15 protein-coding genes are annotated in these 19,714 nt (G+C 42.3%); 8 read left to right on the forward strand and 7 right to left on the reverse strand.

The annotated features are described in order from the left end of the window. The first annotated feature begins 309 nt into the window (after window positions 1-309). The 7 genes from RMY16_RS26105 (at window position 310) to RMY16_RS26135 (ending at window position 8,341) form a co-directional block, all read left to right on the forward strand. The gene (locus RMY16_RS26105) at window positions 310-1,812 is read left to right on the forward strand and encodes a NarK family nitrate/nitrite MFS transporter (protein ID WP_322738794.1); all 1,503 of its coding nucleotides are present in this window, start codon (window positions 310-312) and stop codon (window positions 1,810-1,812) included. Between the two features lie 290 nt (window positions 1,813-2,102). Further along, window positions 2,103-4,343, forward strand: coding sequence for a nitrate reductase (locus tag RMY16_RS26110; protein WP_322738795.1), 2,241 nt, complete (start codon window positions 2,103-2,105; stop codon window positions 4,341-4,343). A gap of 282 nt (window positions 4,344-4,625) precedes the next feature. Continuing rightward, window positions 4,626-5,081 (forward strand): phosphate-starvation-inducible PsiE family protein, encoded by a 456-nt coding sequence (locus tag RMY16_RS26115; protein ID WP_322738796.1) that lies wholly within the window; start codon window positions 4,626-4,628, stop codon window positions 5,079-5,081. 52 nt (window positions 5,082-5,133) lie between these two features. Further along, complete coding sequence (locus RMY16_RS26120; RefSeq protein WP_322738797.1) at window positions 5,134-5,583, forward strand: nitrate reductase associated protein; 450 nt, start codon at window positions 5,134-5,136, stop codon at window positions 5,581-5,583. A gap of 336 nt (window positions 5,584-5,919) precedes the next feature. Beyond that, a complete protein-coding gene (locus tag RMY16_RS26125) occupies window positions 5,920-6,522 on the forward strand; it encodes a DJ-1/PfpI family protein (protein ID WP_322738798.1) in 603 nt (200 codons plus the stop codon). Between the two features lie 187 nt (window positions 6,523-6,709). Further along, window positions 6,710-6,835: a hypothetical protein gene (locus tag RMY16_RS26130; protein WP_322664976.1), complete on the forward strand. Its 126-nt coding sequence runs from the start codon at window positions 6,710-6,712 to the stop codon at window positions 6,833-6,835. 123 nt (window positions 6,836-6,958) lie between these two features. Further along, window positions 6,959-8,341 carry a PrsW family glutamic-type intramembrane protease gene (locus RMY16_RS26135; RefSeq protein WP_322738799.1) on the forward strand — a complete coding sequence of 461 codons (1,383 nt, stop codon included), beginning with the start codon at window positions 6,959-6,961 and terminating at the stop codon, window positions 8,339-8,341. 384 nt (window positions 8,342-8,725) lie between these two features. Here the strand turns inward: RMY16_RS26135 and RMY16_RS26140 are convergent, their stop codons facing one another. From RMY16_RS26140 to RMY16_RS26155, 4 genes are all read right to left on the reverse strand, one after another. Further along, window positions 8,726-9,373, reverse strand: coding sequence for a hypothetical protein (locus tag RMY16_RS26140; protein ID WP_322738800.1), 648 nt, complete (start codon window positions 9,371-9,373; stop codon window positions 8,726-8,728). Between the two features lie 146 nt (window positions 9,374-9,519). Beyond that, window positions 9,520-11,094 (reverse strand): CHAT domain-containing protein, encoded by a 1,575-nt coding sequence (locus RMY16_RS26145; RefSeq protein WP_322738801.1) that lies wholly within the window; start codon window positions 11,092-11,094, stop codon window positions 9,520-9,522. Between the two features lie 325 nt (window positions 11,095-11,419). After that, on the reverse strand, window positions 11,420-13,681 hold the full coding sequence (locus RMY16_RS26150) for a PP2C family protein-serine/threonine phosphatase (protein WP_322738802.1): 2,262 nt from the start codon (window positions 13,679-13,681) through the stop codon (window positions 11,420-11,422). Between the two features lie 585 nt (window positions 13,682-14,266). Further along, window positions 14,267-14,623 (reverse strand): NAD(P)H-quinone oxidoreductase subunit M, encoded by a 357-nt coding sequence (locus RMY16_RS26155; protein WP_322738803.1) that lies wholly within the window; start codon window positions 14,621-14,623, stop codon window positions 14,267-14,269. A gap of 866 nt (window positions 14,624-15,489) precedes the next feature. Here RMY16_RS26155 and RMY16_RS26160 point away from each other — a divergent pair. Further along, on the forward strand, window positions 15,490-15,774 hold the full coding sequence (locus tag RMY16_RS26160; RefSeq protein ID WP_094350942.1) for an Npun_R1517 family heterocyst differentiation transcriptional regulator: 285 nt from the start codon (window positions 15,490-15,492) through the stop codon (window positions 15,772-15,774). A 714-nt stretch (window positions 15,775-16,488) separates the two neighbouring features. Here the strand turns inward: RMY16_RS26160 and RMY16_RS26165 are convergent. The 3 genes from RMY16_RS26165 to RMY16_RS26175 all read right to left on the reverse strand — a co-directional run bounded on the left by RMY16_RS26165 (window position 16,489) and on the right by RMY16_RS26175 (window position 19,537). Continuing rightward, the gene (locus RMY16_RS26165; RefSeq protein ID WP_322664969.1) at window positions 16,489-17,184 is read right to left on the reverse strand and encodes a response regulator transcription factor; all 696 of its coding nucleotides are present in this window, start codon (window positions 17,182-17,184) and stop codon (window positions 16,489-16,491) included. Window positions 17,185-17,216: 32 nt separating this feature from the next. Continuing rightward, complete coding sequence (locus RMY16_RS26170) at window positions 17,217-17,444, reverse strand: hypothetical protein (RefSeq protein ID WP_322738804.1); 228 nt, start codon at window positions 17,442-17,444, stop codon at window positions 17,217-17,219. Between the two features lie 98 nt (window positions 17,445-17,542). Continuing rightward, complete coding sequence (locus tag RMY16_RS26175) at window positions 17,543-19,537, reverse strand: EAL domain-containing protein (RefSeq protein ID WP_322738805.1); 1,995 nt, start codon at window positions 19,535-19,537, stop codon at window positions 17,543-17,545. Between the last annotated feature and the right edge of the window lie 177 nt (window positions 19,538-19,714).

The following is a 19,714-nucleotide window of genomic DNA, read 5'->3' on the forward strand; positions in this document are numbered from 1 at the left end:
TGAGTGCTGAGTGCTGAGTGCTGAGTGCTGAGTGCTGAGTGCTGAACAAAAACCCAGTCGTTTCAAGCCTTTGAGCAATCAAAACTGTCCTAACCTATGTGACTACGGCTATAACTGCTAGTACTTATCGGGGGCATTCGGCATTGGGTAAAACTCATACTTCGACCTTAAAGGCTTAACCTTCGACCTTGAAGCCTTAACCTTCGACCTTAAAGACTTAACCTTCGACCTTAAAGGCTTAACCTTCGACCTTAAAGGCTCATCTTTTCATACCTCTTCACCGTATTTTATTCAATTAGAAAGATTGGAATGCTTAAAAACTTATTTTCATTTAGCGATCGCTACCGCATCTTACATCAGACTTGGTTTGCCTTCTTTCTCACCTTTGTATGTTGGTTTAACTTCGCTCCCTTCGCTACAACCATTGGCAAAGAGCTAAGTTTAGCGCCTGAGCAAATCAAAACTTTGGGCATCTGTAACCTCGCCCTCACAATCCCTGCACGGCTAATTATTGGTATGCTTCTGGATCGTTTTGGTCCCAGAATCACCTACTCAATCCTGCTGATGTTTGCGGTAGTTCCTTGTTTAGCAACGGCGCTAGCGCAAGACTTTAATCAACTAGTCATCAGTCGTTTACTGATGGGAATTGTCGGATCTGGGTTTGTTGTCGGTATCCGCATGGTAGGGGAATGGTTCCAGCCGAAGGAGATGGGAATTGCTCAAGGAATTTATGGCGGTTGGGGTAACTTTGGGGCTTTTGGCGCAGAGTTTGCCTTACCGATACTTGCAGTTGCTACTAGCTTTTTCGCTGGTGGTGCTTCTAACTGGCGGTTTGCGATCGCATTTACAGGGATCATTACAGCTATCTACGGCGTAATTTATTACAACAGCGTCCAAGATACACCCGCTGGCAAAGTCTATAAAAAACCTAAGAAAAATGGTTCTCTAGAAGTGACGAGCGTTAAAAGCTTCTGGGCGCTGATTGTCTCGAATTTTGGTTTAATTTTCGCTCTAGGTTTATTAGCTTGGCGCTTGGAACAAAAGAACATTCACTTCCTAACTTTGAGCCAAATGTATCTGGCTTGGTTGCTATTAGCAGGATTGTTTGCTTACCAAAGTTACCAAGCTTGGCTGGTAAACCGAGAACTTCTAACTGGTAAAAAAACTTACGCTCCATCTGAACGCTTTCAATTTGGTCAAGTAGCCTTACTCGAATTCACTTACATAACGAACTTTGGCAGTGAACTAGCAGTTGTTTCCATGCTCCCAGCATTCTTTGAAAAAACTTTTGCTTTAGAGCATGTTGTAGCTGCGATGATTGCTGCTACCTATCCATTCTTAAATTTGGTTTCTCGTCCTAGTGGTGGCTTAATTTCTGATAAATTTAGCTCCCGTAAATGGACAATGACAATTATCAGTGCCGGCATCGGTGTTAGTTATTTGATTGCACATTTTATTAATGGTAACTGGCCGATTCCGCTAGCGATCGCAGTCACAATGTTTGCCGCCTACTTTGCCCAAGCTGGCTGCGGTGCAACTTACAGCATCGTCCCCCTAATTAAGAAAGAAGCCACTGGACAAATTGCTGGAAATGTAGGAGCTTACGGTAATTTTGGCGGCGTAGTTTACCTGACAATTTTTAGCTTAACCAACGCTCCAACACTATTTACCACAATGGGTATAGCTGCACTAGTCTGTGCTTTCATGTGCGCTTTCTTCCTGAAAGAACCAAAAGGTTCCTTTGCGGCTGCTTATGAAGGTGAATTGCCAGAAACAGCAACTAAAAACTCTATTTTATTAACTGAAGAATAGACCTGTCTTGAAAATAGAGAGTAGGCAGTAATACAAATAAATTTTCATAGTTCGTAGTAAGGACTTTAGTCCTTTTTTTCTAAAGACATTTTGCAAAAATTAAATTACTTTTGCAAAATATTGGGGAAAAGTTAAAGGTTAAGGGAAAATTCCATACCTTTACCCTTTCCCCTTATCCTCACAATGCCAAGAAGTCTTAAGCACTAAAGTGCTTACTACAAACTTGCATTCTCAACCTGGCGCTACATCTGAGGTTGCACAATCAAAAATAACAAAATGGTACAACTGCCATGAGTGAATTTACCAAAACTCTCTGTCCCTACTGTGGTGTTGGCTGCGGTTTAGAAGTTTCACCTCCAGCCCAACTTGGCAAAGCAACTAATCGAGATAGCCAAGGAAATCCAACTTGGCGGGTGCGCGGTGATAAAGCTCATCCATCTAGTCAAGGAATGGTTTGCGTCAAAGGCGCAACGATCGCAGAATCTTTAGATAAAAATAGATTACATTACCCAATGGTGCGAGACTCATTAGATCAAGAGTTTCGCCGCGTTAGTTGGGATGAGGCTTTTGATCTAATCGCCAAACGCATTCAAACTATCCGCTTCACCCAAGGGCCAGAAGCTTTATGTATGTATGGTTCCGGTCAGTTCCAAACTGAGGATTATTATATAGCCCAGAAACTCATGAAAGGTTGTCTGGGTACTAATAATTTTGATGCCAACTCTCGTTTATGTATGTCTAGTGCTGTAGCTGGCTACATTCAAAGCTTTGGCTCAGATGGGCCTCCATGCTGTTACGAAGACTTGGAGTTAACCGACTGTGCATTTTTAATTGGTACTAATACAGCCGAATGTCACCCCATCGTTTTCAATCGACTGGCTAAGTATCACAAAAAGAACCGCAAAGTCAAAATGATTGTGGTTGATCCCCGTCGCACACCAACCGCAGAAGCAGCAGACCTGCATTTAGCCATTCGTCCCGGCACAGATATCGACTTATTGAACGGCATCGCCCACTTGTTGATGCGCTGGAACTACATTGATACGATGTTCATGGACGACTGCACTAGCAACTTTCCTGCTTATGCTGAGGTGATTCGCCACTATCCGCCAGAAGTGGTAGCTCGTCAATGTGGAATCAGTATTGAAGATTTAGAAACAGCAGCTCGTTATTGGGGTGAATCGCAGCGGGTACTGTCTTTGTGGTCAATGGGTGTAAATCAATCCTCAGAAGGGACGGCTAAGGTAAGAACGATCATTAACCTGCACCTGATGACGGGACAGATTGGCAAACCTGGGGCTGGCCCTTTTTCCCTCACTGGTCAACCGAACGCAATGGGAGGAAGGGAAACCGGAGGTTTGGCACATTTATTACCAGGTTATCGGGTGGTGAAAAATCCTCAGCACCGTGCAGAAGTTGAGGAGTTTTGGGGACTTAAGCCAGGACAAATTTCGCCCGATCCCGGTTTGACTGCTTGGGATATGATTACTGGTTTGGAAAATGGCGCTGTAGAGTTATTGTGGATTGCGGCTACTAATCCTGCGGTAAGTATGCCAGATTTAGAGCGGACTAAGAAGGCGTTGTTGCGATCGCCTTTTACTATTTACCAAGATGCTTATTATCCTACAGAAACCTCTGCCTACGCTCATGTTTTGTTACCAGCAGCCCAGTGGGGTGAAAAAACTGGCGTGATGACAAATTCCGAACGGGTGGTAACTCTGTGTTCAGCATTTCGCCAACCGCCAAGAGAAGCGAAAGCAGATTGGGAAATTTTTGCCGAAGTTGGACGTAGATTAGGTTTTAAGAGAGAATTTGCCTTTGCTAACTCTGCTGAAGTTTATGCTGAGTTTGTCAAACTAACTAAAAATCGCCCCTGCGATATGACAGGTCTCAATCACGGGCAATTACAATCAGAAGGCCCGACTCAATGGCCTCACCCAGAAAAAAGTTATGAGTTAAGAGTTAGGAGTTATGAATTAGAATCTTCAACTCCTAACTCCTCACTCCTCACTCCTAACTCCAAACGCCTCTACACCAATCTCCGCTTTCACACCCCTGATGGACGCGCTCGATTTGGGGCATATTACTCCAAAGGATTGGCAGAACCACCAGATCCAGATTATCCTTTTGTACTAACTACTGGACGCCTTTACGGACACTGGCATACGCAGACACGCACCGGTCGAATTGAAAAAATTTGCAAAATGCATCCGGAACCGTTTATCGAAATTCATCCCCGTGATGCTGCTAAGTTAAGTATTGTAGATAATCAGTATATAGAAGTGCGATCGCGTCGGGGTAAAGCGAAGTTTCCTGCTAAAGTAACAAAAGCGATCGCACCTGGTACAGTTTTTGTCCCTATGCACTGGGGTTCGCTGTGGGCAGATAATGCCGAAGCTAACGCCCTTACCCATCCAGAATCTTGCCCCGATTCGCTGCAACCAGAATTAAAAGCCTGTGCTGTGCAGCTGATACCAATCTCTGTGGAAGTTACAGTCAAAGATTATCAACTCCAGTCCTCACAATGGTAACCTCCTAACTGTACCGCTCAAGAGGTAATTAATAATCATCAATAGGTAATTTAGTCAATAATCAATCACCAATAGTCACTATCATTTTTTATGGCTCTCTACTATTGACCCATATCAATTACCATAATTAAGGAGGTGAAATTTATAATAACCAAAAGTTTTACTAGCGGCGAGTTCAGCTATGGTAAAAGATAAAAATCACATACTATTAAAAATCATATTTTTGTAATCCTCTAGATTTATCTATGGGATTTTATTTTATTTAAAAACCGGGTGCAACAGATGAAAAAGTTAATCAGGGAAATTCTAGGAGCTACCAAAGATGAGAACTTCATGCACATCATTGAAAACATAGAAGTGATAGTTTCTAAAATTCTATCTATTTTTATGGTGGTCGTAATTTTGGTAGCGATCGCAGATTTAGGATTCTTTATTTCTAAAGAATTATTTACAGTACCTTATGGTAAGTTTAACACAACCCTGTATAAGGTTTTCGGTTTATTTTTAAATATTTTAATTGCCTTAGAAATTTTAGAAAATATCACAGCATATTTACGAAAACACGTTTTTCAAGTTGAATTAGTTATTGTCACTTCTTTAATTGCTGTTGCCAGAAAAATTATTATTCTTGACTTAGAAAAAATTGGAGGTGTTGATATAATTGGTCTAGGTATAGCTATTCTTGCCTTATCAATTAGTTATTTGATAATTCGTCTTAGTAATTCCAAAAATATTTAATTTAAAGAGGCAGAAGTCAACAGTATAATGAGCTAATTTTAAATACTTTCTTATGACAGATTTCTTTCAATTTGAAGCAGACTTTGTTGATTCTCTGCGTTGCATCCCCATGCAGGTGCGTTGTAAATTAGATACCTGTGGCATCAAGCTAAAACTGCCTGACTGGAATCAAATGACCACAGATGAACGGCAAGCTTTAGTCGAATTACCTTGCGCTACAGAAACGGAAATTCAGTCTTACCGCGAGCATATCGAGCAATTAATCATACAACGCACAGGTATACCACCTACAAAATTGCCCATTGATCCTCATCCTGCATGGCTAGATGCCACTGTACCAGCTAGCCTTCAGGAAAAAGCTCAAGAAATAGGTGTAACCCTGACACAGCAAAATTGGGCAGCTTTAACACCCTTACAGCGTTTTGCTTTGATTAAACTTAGCCAGCCAGGACATGAAAACAAAAATTTTCCTAGAGCGATCGCAGAATTTCATCTGTTTTAATTAGACAATAGTCGTTAAAAGAAAAAATCTGTAGGGTGCATTACACTTTGTTAACTTGCCGCCCTCAAATGATACATTACAACATTAGCTGTGTTGTAATGTATCAAAAATTCATGTAGATGCTAACGAATAAAATAGCTGACTCTAAATTAATATTTACTTTATATAGCGTTTTCTAATAAAAGTGCTGAGTGCTGAGTGCTGAGTAAATTTAAGAAGTACTCAGTACTCAGCACTACGGTTTTGTGAGTTCTCAAAAGGGTTTCACTATGTACTTCATGCACTTAGAAACCGCTATAAACAACTATTGACTAGAAAGATCAGGATAACAAATATATGGCTGCAAAGAAACTTTTGATGCTCGTTGGCGACTATGTAGAAGACTATGAAGTGATGGTTCCTTTCCAGGCATTGCAAATGGTGGGACACACTATCCACGCAGTTTGCCCCGACAAAAAAGCTGGCGATAAGGTGCGGACAGCAGTTCATGACTTTGAAGGAGACCAGACTTACAGCGAAAAACCCGGACACAATTTTACTTTAAATGCTACGTTTGCAGAAGTAGAAGCCGCAACCTACGATGCCTTAGTCCTTCCCGGAGGACGGGCACCAGAATATATCCGCCTGAATCAGCAGGTACTAGAAATCACCCGTCACTTTGCCCAAGCGAATAAACCGATTGCTGCCATCTGCCACGGCTTGCAGTTATTAGCTGCTGCTGATGTACTGCAAGGCAAAAGATGTACTGGCTACCCTGCTTGTAGCCCAGATATCAACAGTGCTGGAGGAATCTATGTTAATATCCCTGTTGATCGGGCAATAGTTGATGGTAACTTGGTGACAGCACCAGCTTGGCCTGCTCACCCACACTGGCTAGCAGAATTCCTCAAAGTACTTGGAACCAAGATTGAACACTCAAAACTGACTACAGTTGTTTGAGACAAGATACCGACAATATTTTGGTTCACTTTATAACAGTTTCTTCCCCTACTCTCTGCTCCAAAAGAGCTTTGGCAAAAACAACTGAGAACAGACGACTAAAAATTATATATTTTTGAAATGGAACTAAATGCAGTAAAAAATACTATTTTTTAATAAATTGCAGTGGGTTTAATTTGCAGCTACGATGTCAAAAGTACAGCATCGAGACAATCTGATTTATCCGCCTAACAAGCCAGTTTTAGGACAAACTCTCAGCAAATGGAATACTTCTTTACATGAGGTGAAACAATTTGAAATTTTGCATCAATAATTTTAAATTTCTTAGCAGTAAGTGAAGCTATAGTGGATTTAGCAATGCTGCTGCTAATGTGGCTAAGGTTAGTCCTGCTGCCAAATTGTGTGAAGAATTAGTTTAGAAAAGCACTTCTTATCGATGACAGGCAAAAACGCAAGACATAATGCATTTCTGCGGCTAGTGTCTGGTAATGGGGCAGCTTTGGGAGCAGAATCTCGCTACTCGCTGCCCCCCAGTAAAGAGATGGTAATTGGACGCGACCCCAGCTGCCAAGTTGTCTTGGATGCCATGATGTACCGAATGGTATCTCGTCGTCATGCAGTGGTTCGTCCCCTCTCTCTATCCCCAGATAGCAAATTTAGCTGGGTGCTTTGTGACTTGAATAGTGCTAATGGCACTTATTTGAATGGACAACGCTTATATGAATGTCAGGAATTGCACCCAGGCGATCGCATTTCTCTAGGTGCTGATGGCCCGCAATACATTTTTGAATCCGAGTATACCTCACTGACTCCGGCGACGACAGTAAACCAACTTACAGCACTGCCTTCGGCGACGAACTACCACAACCACACGCAATTAAAGCAGCCAGATTCTGTTAGCTTCACCCAGCTTTTTCCGATTATTTCCACTGGTAAAGATTTAACTAGTAAAGCTTACCTTGTACCCGGAATACTGACCGTAATTTTTGTGGTGCTGATGTTCGCTACAGTCGGTCGGCCCCAAGCTAATCAAGTGATCGTAGCAAGTTACATCGCCTTCGCTGCCTACTATTTTGTTTACCAGCTTTGCGGCAAACAGAAGCCTTGGTGGGTGCTAATGGCTACGTCTTTGGGTACAATCCTGATTTTGCTCAGTCCGCTGTTGGATCTATTTATTTTCGTATTTCGCGGCATTTTGCCTGGAAGCTTGCCCACACCCCAAGAATCTATCACCTTCACAGAGTTACTGGTGCGGATGTTTTTTGGCGCTGGGTTGATGGAGGAATTACTCAAGGCATTACCTGTACTAGGGGCTTTTGCTATCGGTAGAATGTTGTCTTCACCTTGGCGAGAACGCATCGGCATCTGGGAACCTTTAGATGGCATTCTCCTGGGAACTGCTTCTGCTGTTGGCTTTACTCTCTTGGAAACCCTCGGTCAGTATGTGCCTGATATCACTCAAAATGTTACGCAACAGGTGGGTATCGGGGCTGCTGGTCAGCTGGCAGGTTTACAACTGCTAATTCCGCGAATTTTAGGCTCTGTAGCTGGACACATGGCTTATAGTGGCTACCTGGGTTATTTTATCGGATTGGCTGTCCTCAAACCTACTAGAAGTTGGCAAATTCTGTCTATTGGTTATTTGAGCGCCTCAGCACTCCATGCTCTCTGGAATGCTACAGGGTCAATCAATGCTTTGCTGTTGGTAGTTGTTGGAGTGTTATCTTACGCCTTTTTGATGGCGGCAATTCTCAAGGCACGGGCGCTGTCACCAACGCGATCGCAAAATTTTGCTACCCGATTTCTTGGCCCAAAATAGGAGATGAAATCAATTCAAAAAAATTGTACCCTTACCAGGAAGCAAGCTACACGCACCATCTCGTAGAGAAGAAAAAGACAGGGGAGATGAGGGAGAACAACCAATGCTCAATGGTTAAATATTTATGTCTTAAGATAGATGGTCTAGTTTGATAATTAGCGTAACGTTATCTACTCTGGGTTAATTGTATCTACAAGAATAAAAATCATCAAACTTCTGGTAAAAGTCTTGATTTTTGACTCCTTCTTTGCACCTTTGCATAAGGCAAACCAAGATCGTTGCAAAAGAAACCTCTAAACAGAGTGAATGCAAAGCGGGGTTACACGCACACAACGCATAATGAAAACTTTTTCGATTTCCTACTCCCTACTCCCCATTTCCTATTCATAATTCAGGCTGAGACTGGTTGAGTTGAGTGAAAGCATAGGAAGCGATCGCTAAACTAGCCTTTGCTTTCTCTACTTCTGATAAAGCTGTCCACTCGCTATTTTGAAGATTATTGAGCGTAGATACCGCGTTTTGCGATTCGCTACTTCGCATAGCGTAAGTAAAAGGACGAGCCAGAACTAGAAGATCCTCTGTTCCCCAAGTTGGTAGTACTGTCTGAACACACTCAACTAGTTGCTCACTGATTAATTGGCGAGCAGCAAATATTTCAGCAGCTTTGCTGGCGATGGTATTGAGTAATGCTTGGGGAACACAGGCGGAAAAATTAGTCCGTAATGTTTCTTGAAGATTAAGCACTACTGCCTGTTGTGGGTTGTCATTGAAGTCTGGCGTCAGAGTAATACCAGACCAAAGTGTATCTAGATGTCCGTAAAAATCTTGCGATCGTCTCATCAGTTCTTCGTCAAGTAAATCTTGTATTCCGAACTGGTGTTCTAGTTCCTGAAAATAAGCTTCTGATTCATCATCGCCTGGATTCCAGGGATAGTTAGCATCCTCTGGTTCTAGCAACGCTTCTAATAATTCTAAATCTACTTGAGATGGCAAAGATGAGAAAGTGTCTGAGCCGTTAATTTTGTTAACCATATTTTCTTCTTCCATGATTATTTGGTGGTATTGACAGCTACAATTCCTCAGAGGATATTTCCGCAAAAAAAGTTGATTTTTTCTTCAAAAAAACAGATTTTAGAAGCTGATGCTTAATATCCAAATCCATTTGTGCAATAGCTTTGCTAGGAGTCTTGAATAACAAACTCCCAGGTTTCACCTCTAGCACTTCCAAACTTTAACTGCATTCCCGATTTCAGAGGGACTTCCTCCCGGAGGATTTGTTGCCAACCATTAGGCCCTAAAAACCAGGTTGTCCCGTAGGTGGAAAAATCTTGCAAGTAATAAGTTCGCATCAGTGTAGCATCAGTCAGAGTATTGCGGCAGAAGATTTCGGCGTGGCGTTTAGATACAGATGGTTCGGGAATGACGATATCATTATCTTGCGTGCGGCCGATGCGGGTGACTCCATAACGCAGTAACCAGGTTTTACCTTTTGGAGTGAGTGATCGTAAACTTGCAATCGGAAGCGAGGAACCGACATCAGGAATGGCTGTATCTGGTAGTTCTGTAATACCTTCATCCAGATTCTTAATCAGTTCGCCATTAAAATCTGGATGCAGGTAGAGAACAGGCAAAGTCCAAGCAGGTTGATTAAATTTATACAGTGTTAACAACTCTTGCCTAGCCTGTGCTACGGCTTCGTCAATTGGCTTGTGCGATCGCAAAGCTTCGGTAAAGGCTTGAATAAAACTATGGCTTTCATGGTCAGCGATTTCATCACGCATCCCCAAAACCGCAGGCACACCATGACGAATCAATACTTCTGCTAAACTACTGGCAGGGATAGCTTGATGATTGATCGCAGCTGGTTGTGCGCCCCAACAGGCGTTGAAAACCGCTAATTTCACACCTGTACGGGTCAATACTTGCGCCAATTCTATCCCATTGAGGGGCATATCTGGTCGCAAAAACAGTAACCCTCCGTCTGGGTCTGGCAAACCATGTCCAGCGTAAAAGAAAAGATTGTATTCTTTAGTTTCTAACTCATCAATCAACTGTTGTGGAGTTGGTTGAATGAGTTGATTCACTACACAAGGTGCATATCTTTGAGAGTTACCAGGCGTATCTGCAAGAGCTTGCTGTAAGATAGCGCCTTCTTGTTCTAGTTGTAGCTTGTCATCATGACCTAAAACCAGCAAGATACTTAAAGCTTGGTCAGTTCGCAAATGCGGTAAAGGCTCAACTTCAGTGCTGGTGCGACTAAATAGTAAATCTTGCGAGAGAGACATCGCTGATTGACCAGGCTCACGCTGCATAATTTCCCAAGGGAAAGCGATCAAATCCGGGTCGCGGATTTCTAGTCGAAAACGCAAACGTGTATGCTGACCCATAGCAATACCGCGACTGCGTTCTAGACTACCAAGAATTTGTCCGTCGAATACCCAACGCCATAAATTCATTCCCAAGTATTGCATCAGACGACTGCTGTAGGGGCCAGTAGGTTGACCTGAAGGGGGTGAAATCCAATCTATGGGGAATGGGTTGCTATTTTGAGATGTTGAGTTAGGGGAAATATCTAGGCGACCATGACCAGCAAACATCTGCTGCCATTCGTGCCAGAGTTGGGTGAGTTCAATAGGCCACACACAGTCACGTAAAACATAGCCACTGGGATACGGGGCCTTGACCACCCAAATGGCGAAGTTGTCAGTGCCAGTATTTAAGAGACGGGCGATCGCCAAATTCAGGGATGGCATGGATTCATTAAACTAAAAGCTAAAAAAAATAATTTCAAGAGAAGAAGAAAACAGATACGCCAGAATTCAGAATAAATGAGTAGGGGATTTAAACCTGATATTAATTGTTTTGCACCAAATTAGAAATACAGTGGGGGTTTTGAACTCGGATATTCATCCACCAGTAGTACATAATTCATTTTGAATTCTGACTCCCGACTCCTAAATTTTGTTTTGATAACAATTCTCCAAGGTAAAAATTTTCTACTTTTTTGACCTTGTAAGTTTTTACTCTGATTGTTACCTGTTATTATTCCAGGTTTTTACCAGTTTATCGAGTATTTGATTAAGTTGGACTGGTGTCAGATGGTTCGGTAACTGGCGGTTGCGTGACAGTTTTACATGGATTTGGTGCGTCTGATTGTAAAACAACGCCAAAACGGTTGACTTGGGAGGAGTTTAGCAATACTGTTGCTGGCAAAGGTTTTGAATTTGGTGTAACTAAAGTAGTTACGGCTGTGTTATTAGTATTAGCTGGAGTTTGTGTACTTTTATTAGTACAGACTCGCATAGACACTAAAAAACTCCCAGAAGTAGGATTTGGATTTGATTTTTTCTCAATAACTTCTAAAAAAGTCCCACGGGGAAGTGATTGGTTGTTTCCCAAGGATATGTCATTGTTGGTTTTAATTACCCAACCTGGAGAGAGATTAGCCAGCGATCGCGGTCGTATAGGTGTCGTTTCAATGCCAGGGTTTTGAGTTTGTAGGGGATTGGAAAAAATTGGAGAGGTTCCTCGCAGTTGCTTGACGAACAATCCTAAAAAACCTGCTGCTAGCACAAATATTAATGGAACTATCCACTGTAGGGGGAATTGACGATTTTTAGCAGGCTCAGTGTCTGGAATCACCTGAGTTTTGTGGTTTGGGCTGTCTAAAACTGTCGCATCTGTTCCTCTGGATGCTAAATCAACAGTTTTGGCAGAATAACTCTGGGGAATCACTGCTTGGATCGTGATTTCTGGTTCCCAATATTGGACTTGATAGTGAACTAAAGCGACGGTGACATTATCATGTCCATTTTTAGTATTAGCAATTTCGACTAATCGATCGGCAACAGTTGCTATATTTGCTTCTCCAGCTAAAATCGGCAAGATTTCTGTTTCCCAGTACTCCTCTACCCGATCAAAGTCACTCAAACCATCGGATGTGAGCAGAAAAACAGCATCTTCATCGAGCATAAACCGTCCCGATGTGGGATGCAATGAAGTGCTAGAACCCATCCCCAAAGCTTGGACGAGAGATCCAGCGGCACTCTGTTGTACTGCCTCTCGGTAAATGGCATAACCTAGCCGCACTTCACGGGAGGCGACATCATCATCGAGAGTAACTTGATAACAGCCGTGGCGTGTAATCCAGTAAGCACGACTATCGCCGACGTGGGTAATGTACATTTCATGAGCAACAGGCAATGCCATGACTAGAGTCGTGCCCATGCGTTGACGCCCTTGGCGATTTTCACTGTCATTACGTTGACTGATTTTGTCATTGGCCATTGCCACTGCCTTATCTAGGTCATTCAGCAGCATTGCAGGGTCTATGTGGTCGTAGGGAACCTTTGTTAGTTGCTGTACCTGCTGCTGGATTGTTTCAATGGCTAAATTTGAGGCGACATTGCCACCCTCGTGTCCACCGATGCCATCACAGACAATTGCTAAGGCTGTTGGCTGGGGTGGTTTGCTCACTGGAGTTCCACTGGGAGGACTACAGGCATCTTCGTTACGTTGACGACTTGGCCCGGTGTCAGTTTTGGTGATAATTTGGATCGTGGGTGTTTGCGATCGCCCCAACCCAGCCAGTCCCCGATCTAAAACTCCGATTAATTGATCGGTGGAATTAATCTCTCCCTGAATTAAAGCTAGGCTAACGCGATTGACAAATTCCGCGATCGCTGGTTTGGCAGTGCTGACCAACTGCTGCCAAAATTCACCTAATTGCGGCAATTCTGGTGATGTAGCGCTGTCAAAACGCAATTCCAACAACCGGACTAACGATCCTTCTACCCGTAATACATAAGAGTCAAGTAAGCTAGAGGCGACACCTTCACTCACAAGAGGTTGCCACAGATGAGCTATTTGCCATAACCAATTCAGTTGGCGCATTGATGTTGCATCATGCCAAGCAGTGGTTAACTCGCTGCCCAAGCGTACTTGTTGGATATTGTCGTCTACTAATAGTGGCGGTTTTTCTAAAAGTAATATTTCTCGGTGGGAAGACCGGTCAGCAACAAAAAGCACTCCATATACCTGCGGTACGTGTAAACGGTAGGGAATCAGTCTCAGGTAGGCTTTTAGAGGCTGCAAATTATCTAACTCAGGCGTTAGCGCTAACAAACCAGGCTTCGTATCTAAAAGAACAAATTTATCAAGGATTAAATAGCGATCGGCTAATATTTCTCCAGGACTACCCACACTTGGGCTATCTACCACAGCCCAGAGATAATTTTTGGGTAGAGGCATGGAACATCGCTGGCAAAACTTGTGAGTCAGGGGGTTGGCAGCCTGACAATTTTCGTTTGGACAGTAGAGCGTTGCCGCGTCATTTTCCATAGTTTTCGCACCGATCAGCGATTGGCAATTTCTTTAATAGCATTAGTAGGGACAATCTAGACCGCTCATCTTTCTTAAACTTGACATACCCAGACTTTAGATGATGATTTTAGCTGGCGGATATCAGCAGGTGCTAATACAAAACTTATCCAAAAAATACGCTCCTAACTCAACCCTACAGCCTAATCATAGCTTCTATTGCCCTGTGACTCTCCATCGCCAAAGCAACTAACTCCAACCTTGTCACCACAGCATAACCCAAGGATAACTGCATGATTTGCTTTTGGTAAATTCCCCCATCATCAATAGGCAGATAATGTTGGTATTTATTTAGTTTATAAGTAGGATAGCAAGAATTAACTTTAATTAAGAATTAAGAATAGCAAATATTAATTTTGGCAAAAGTACCTGATAAATACAGTGACTCTAAAAATCTCTTTAGGACTGCTGTTAGTGGCAGCGGGGGGGTAGCCAGTGCTGAGTTAAGAAGTAGACTTATGAATTTTTCCACTCTCAGCCGAAACATTTTTAACTCAGCACTCTTTGTACAGAAGGGTTCAGGCAGCCCGCTACCAACCCATTGGCTTATTTGTCATCAATGGCAACTTGAGGGACTCCCATGCTGTAGTTAGTAACACGGCCAGAAAGATTGTAGCTGATTTCGCCGAGTTGCAGAAGCGATCGCAGATAATGCTCTAAGTCTGACCCCACACGGCGCAAGTTATAGTCTGTGAGGTCTGCGCCACTAGATGCTTCTACTAGTTCATCAAATTTTCGATAAATTTTTTGCAGTGCATCTTCATTCCAATTAAACTCGTTGTCTGGGTCAACATCTAAGGTTAAGACTTGTTGACTAGGAACTAGATCGCCATCCCGGTCAATTTCACCTGCAAAAATGCGGATGTGCCGGGTTGTGGACTTGAGCAGCATCGGGTTATCCATAAAAAGGTGTAAGATTTGCGTGGATTACACTGAAATTATTGTAGACCTTATATCCGAGCTTGAATGCTCTCAATTTCAAAGCTTTGAATGCTGTTTTAAAAGGGTATATTGAATGGGCATAAGTAAAAATATCATCTTTACTGATGAGTTTGCTACTTCTGTTATGAGTTGAAGATATATTTATCTGCTAGTACTGACAGTAGTCGAATTATTTTTCTGTAAAAATTAATTGTTAGAGTATTTTCATTTAGTCTACAAATCTGACTTACTGCTAAGATTTTTGGACTAACTCAAGCCCAAAAGACGGTAGGGCAGGGCACTCAGCAGAAATGATTTGCTCTGTGTGCTTTTTTTATAGAGAACAAAAGTTTGGACATTAATAATTATGCCGATCAATTTATCCTGAATTTTCTATCGCAAAAAACGTACATCAAGTAATTTCACTGAATAGCGCTACATCGACTGCTGGCTTTAAGAAACTCAAAAAAATTAAGCGGTTTTACTTACGTATAAACACCAAAATTAGAGTAACAAGTCAAACTGTTATTGACGTTCACATAAAGTTGATGTAAAAACCTTTAAAAAGGTTGAACAACTTCTTACAGAAACTTTATTGTGTAGAATCTTAAAAACTGAATAATAGTTATGGCTTACCATAAGCTACATCTGGCACAGAAACGTCAAAATCTAGACACTGAAAATCTAGCTTGAAAATACACCACAGGAGAGTGAAATGGAATACAAAGGTGATTGATGAAGAAAAATTCTTAATTCAAGCACTTTGGATTCAAAAGAGATATAAAGAATTTTGCTGGACATCTACCTCCTTACCCTCATGACAACCAAGTAAAGGAATCTCAATAGTTATGAACTCCAAAGCATTACCACGCCAGATAAATAATCTCGAAGTAGGTGTTTATGAGTGTGAAATACATCTCAAATTCCGGTTGATTGAGGAAAAGAGTCTATTGAGCGATCGCGAGCAACTCTTACAGGTGCTACTTGATGCTTTAACCGAAGGTTCTGATGACTTTCTAGAAACGCTCCAAGCGTCCGTTAAAGCCCAGGAAGTGTCTGAGTTTAAAGCCTCGCCTCAAATGCGGCGTCAGCTAATGCGTCTGCGTAATGTCGCGGAAAATTCCCCAACCTAAAAGTGTAATTTAAGTAGTGAAAACGTGAATTGGGCATCAAATCAAATGTTGATCCCATACCCCCGTTGCCATAAAAACTAAGCAGTCAGTAGACTTCATAAAATATTTTGATTTCTACTTTGTGACAGTCTTGTTTAGCAGCACAAAGTCCCAGGAACAGTTTCCGCTATTAAAAACTTTGTAGCAAAGGGTACTGGTAGAATCTGAAAGCAAATTCAGCCGGGTGCATTTTACCGAGTTTTTATCAAAACATTGCAGAATAATAAAACCCTGTGTCTTTACAGATGGGGAATTGGACAACAGGCGCAAATCAAATGAAAACCTAAAAGACCAAAGTAAAAATAAATAACCTTTCTTTGAGCTTTTTGCTTAAGCTAAGTGCCTGATTTGCTGAAATACTTATGTTTTATCTATTACTGGTAATAGGTTATGGTTTAGCAGCCAGTTAGCTATTATCAATTACCCGGAGGTATGACAGATGAGGGAGATGAGCGAGACAAGGGGACAAGTCTCTCTCTTCTTCCTTGTCCACCTTGTCTACCTTGTCTTTTCTCCAGACTCAGTACTTCCCTACCAGAGGCTGCGTCAACGGCTTCTCTAAGAGACGCTACAAGGCGAACGCGGTAGTTGAATCTCGACTTACTTCGACTACGCTCAGTACAAGTCGCTCGATTACTGCGCAGTCGAAACTCAGTACAAGTAAATTCCCAATGCTTATTTAGCAAGACCGTGTTCGAGAGCAAAACGAACTAACTCTGTACGGCTATTGGTGCCGGTTTTACTAAATAAACGGCTGACGTATTTTTCTACATTGCGGACGCTAGTTTCTAAGCGACGGGCGATTTCTTTGTTCATCAACCCTTCAGCGACCAAATTTAAAACACTTTGTTCTCTGGGAGTCAAATCAATTTTAAAAGGGGCAGGCGATTGGGAAATAGCATTTCTTTGAGTTAACAATGCTTTAATTTGGGCAATCTGATTGGCTAGTTCAGCAAGATCGGGGGTTTCAGCGTCATCTCCCGTACTCGCAGCCTTAGCGGCGCGACGGGCTAGCAGATTTTCGACTATAGCCACTAATTCGTCTGGGTCAAAGGGTTTAGGTAGATAGGCATCAACACCAGCATGATAGCCTTGGATGCGATCGCCTGTCATACCTTTAGCAGTTAAAAATACTACTGGGAGTGTTTGGAAACGGGGATCTCCTCGTAGTTGCTTCAAGAACTGATAGCCATCCACTTGAGGCATCATCACATCGGAAATCACTAAGTCAGGTGTATTCAGCTGCATCCATTCCCAACCTTCAAGGGCGTTACTGGCAACTTGAACGCTGAAACCGCTCTCTTGCAAATAGTCTTTCACGGCTTCCCGTATCCCTGGTTCATCATCCACCAGTAACAATTGTGCTGACATTTAAAATTCCCTTGAGTTTTCCTTTTTCCAATTTAGCGAAAGTTGGTAGGCATTGAGCAACTTGAATTCACCTCTACCGCCCCTAAAGCTTTTAAAATTGACATCTCTGCCTCCGTCAACCCTGCTCCTGGATTAACCATCTTGCCTTCATCGGGACGATCTGACCGCAAAGTTTGCCGACATTCCCCTATAGCAAGATCCCAACAGCTGATGGTTTCATCTTGGCTACCGCTGAAGAGAGTTTGCCCATCTTGAATCAAACTAAGCGACAGTAAAACAGTCTCCAGTAGCTATGATTCATGATTGCTATGAGAATAAAAAGAGCGTCATTATTAATTGCGAATTCTTTTAATAACCCTTACCATTGAGGATTTTCCATAATTAATGCCTCTGCTGCCGAGCTATTTAACGGAACTGAGAAAAAGTGTCCCTGGCCATATTGACAGTTTAACTCTCTTAGAAGTAATAGTTGCTCTTTTGTCTCTACTCCTTCGGCAAGCACATCCACACCTAGCTTGTGTGCCAAGGTGACAATTATCTCAATAATTTCTAAATTCTTACTATGAGTGCCCATTAAGCTGATGAAAGAACGGTCAATTTTCAACACACTAATCGGAAAGTTATAAAGACCACCTAATGAGGAATAGCCCGTACCAAAGTCATCAATTGATAACTCAATGCCCATCTCTCGAAGTTGTAAGATTGCGGCAGTTACCTTATCGCCATTTTCTACAATTGCGTTTTCAGTAATCTCTAGCATTAGAGTGCCAGCATCAAGGCCAGTTGAGTGCAAAATTTGCCCAATCTGCTCTATCAAATCCGGCTGAGAAAATTGCTTGACGGAGAGATTAACACTAATTTTCTTTAGTAATTTAGAACAATGGCATACTCGCCAAACTTGCATCTGGCGGCAGGCTTCATGCAACGCCCATTTGCCAATGGAGAAAATTAATCCAGTTTCCTCTGCTAGGGGAATAAAATCTGTTGGATTAAGCAGACCACGCTCTGGGTGCTGCCAGCGCAGTAGAGCCTCAAAACCTATAATAGACCCACTAGTGAGCGAAACAATCGGTTGGTAATAAACCCGAAATTCTTCGCGTTCAATTGCTCGGCGCAAATCAGTCTCTAACTGCAATCTCGCTAGAGCATCAGCATACATATCTGAGTTGAATAGCTCATAACGCGCTCTGCCTAGCACCTTGGCTCGGTACATTGCTGTATCTGCATCCCTCAACAGTTCTTCTGGGTGTTGATAGTCTATTGTCGAACTCAATGCAATACCAATACTTGCCGTGATGAAGACTTCTTGTCCGCCAAGCTCAAAAGGTAATGCCAGTTCTTTCTGAATCCTTTCAGCTACTTTGATGGCATCTGACACATCCTGAATTCCCTCAAGCAGGATTGTAAATTCATCTCCCCCAAGCCGTGCCGCTGTGTCTATGGAGCGTACACATATTTCTAGTCTACTTGCAATAGCAAGCAGCAATTGATCTCCATTTATGTGTCCAAGACTGTCATTGATCACCTTAAACCGATCTAAGTCGATAAATAGTACAGCATATAGATAATCTGAATGCCGTTTTGAATAATTTATCGCATGTTTTAAGCGGTTCATAAATGCAACACGGTTTGCCAAACCCGTCAGTGCATCGTGAAAAGCAAGGTGCAGTAGTTGTGACTCGACTCTTTTACGTTCTGTAATTTCATTTAGCAATTTCTGATTTGCTTTTACCAATTCCGCTGTCCGTTCCGCCACCCGTATTTCTAACTCACTGTAAGCTCGGTACAACATTTCTTCAGCTTGTTTGCGTTCACTGATGTCGCACAGCAGCCAACGCCAGCCAACGTACTTCTTGTCAACGTCGTATACTACAGACGCTTTCACATTAGCAGGGAAAAGCGTCCCTTCCCGTGGCTGTAGGTAAATTTCCCAGTTCACTATCTCCTGCAAATTGTTTATTTGAGAGTTAAAGGACTGGCGGTCTTGTTGAGCAATAAAAAGAATTAATGGTTTACCTACTAAATACTTTTGTTGGACACCAAGCAAAGTTGCTGCTACATAGTTAGCCTCTTGGATTATCCCGTTCGTATCAGTTACCAAGTAACCATCTGGAGCAAACTCGAACAAATCTTGGTAACGCTGGCGCTCTTTCTCTACCGCCGTTCGTGTTACCTTTAACTCCTCGGAAGCTGTCAATAATTCTTCCATTGCGGTGTTAAGTTCCTCGAAAGCCTCTGTTATCATCTCCTGTTGTGAGTTCAGCTTACTTCCATAGCATTTTAATAGTTCCTGTATCTGCGATCGCAATTTATCTATCTGTTCTATCTCTTGATTAAATCCATCCACTTTCATGTTGCTCAACTCACAAAACTATGAAGCGTAGCTGTGAATGAAAAGAGCAGGGTAAGCAAACCCCATGCTTTCCTCAAGACTTCAGACGCTATTGAGCAGGCAAGGAGAGAAGGTTACTTGAAAGAGCAGACACTCTATAAATAAATATGAATGACAGAACTTGGTTTTTTGATTTAC

This window comes from Nostoc sp. DedQUE12b, from assembly GCF_034530835.1.
Classification (GTDB): domain Bacteria; phylum Cyanobacteriota; class Cyanobacteriia; order Cyanobacteriales; family Nostocaceae; genus Nostoc.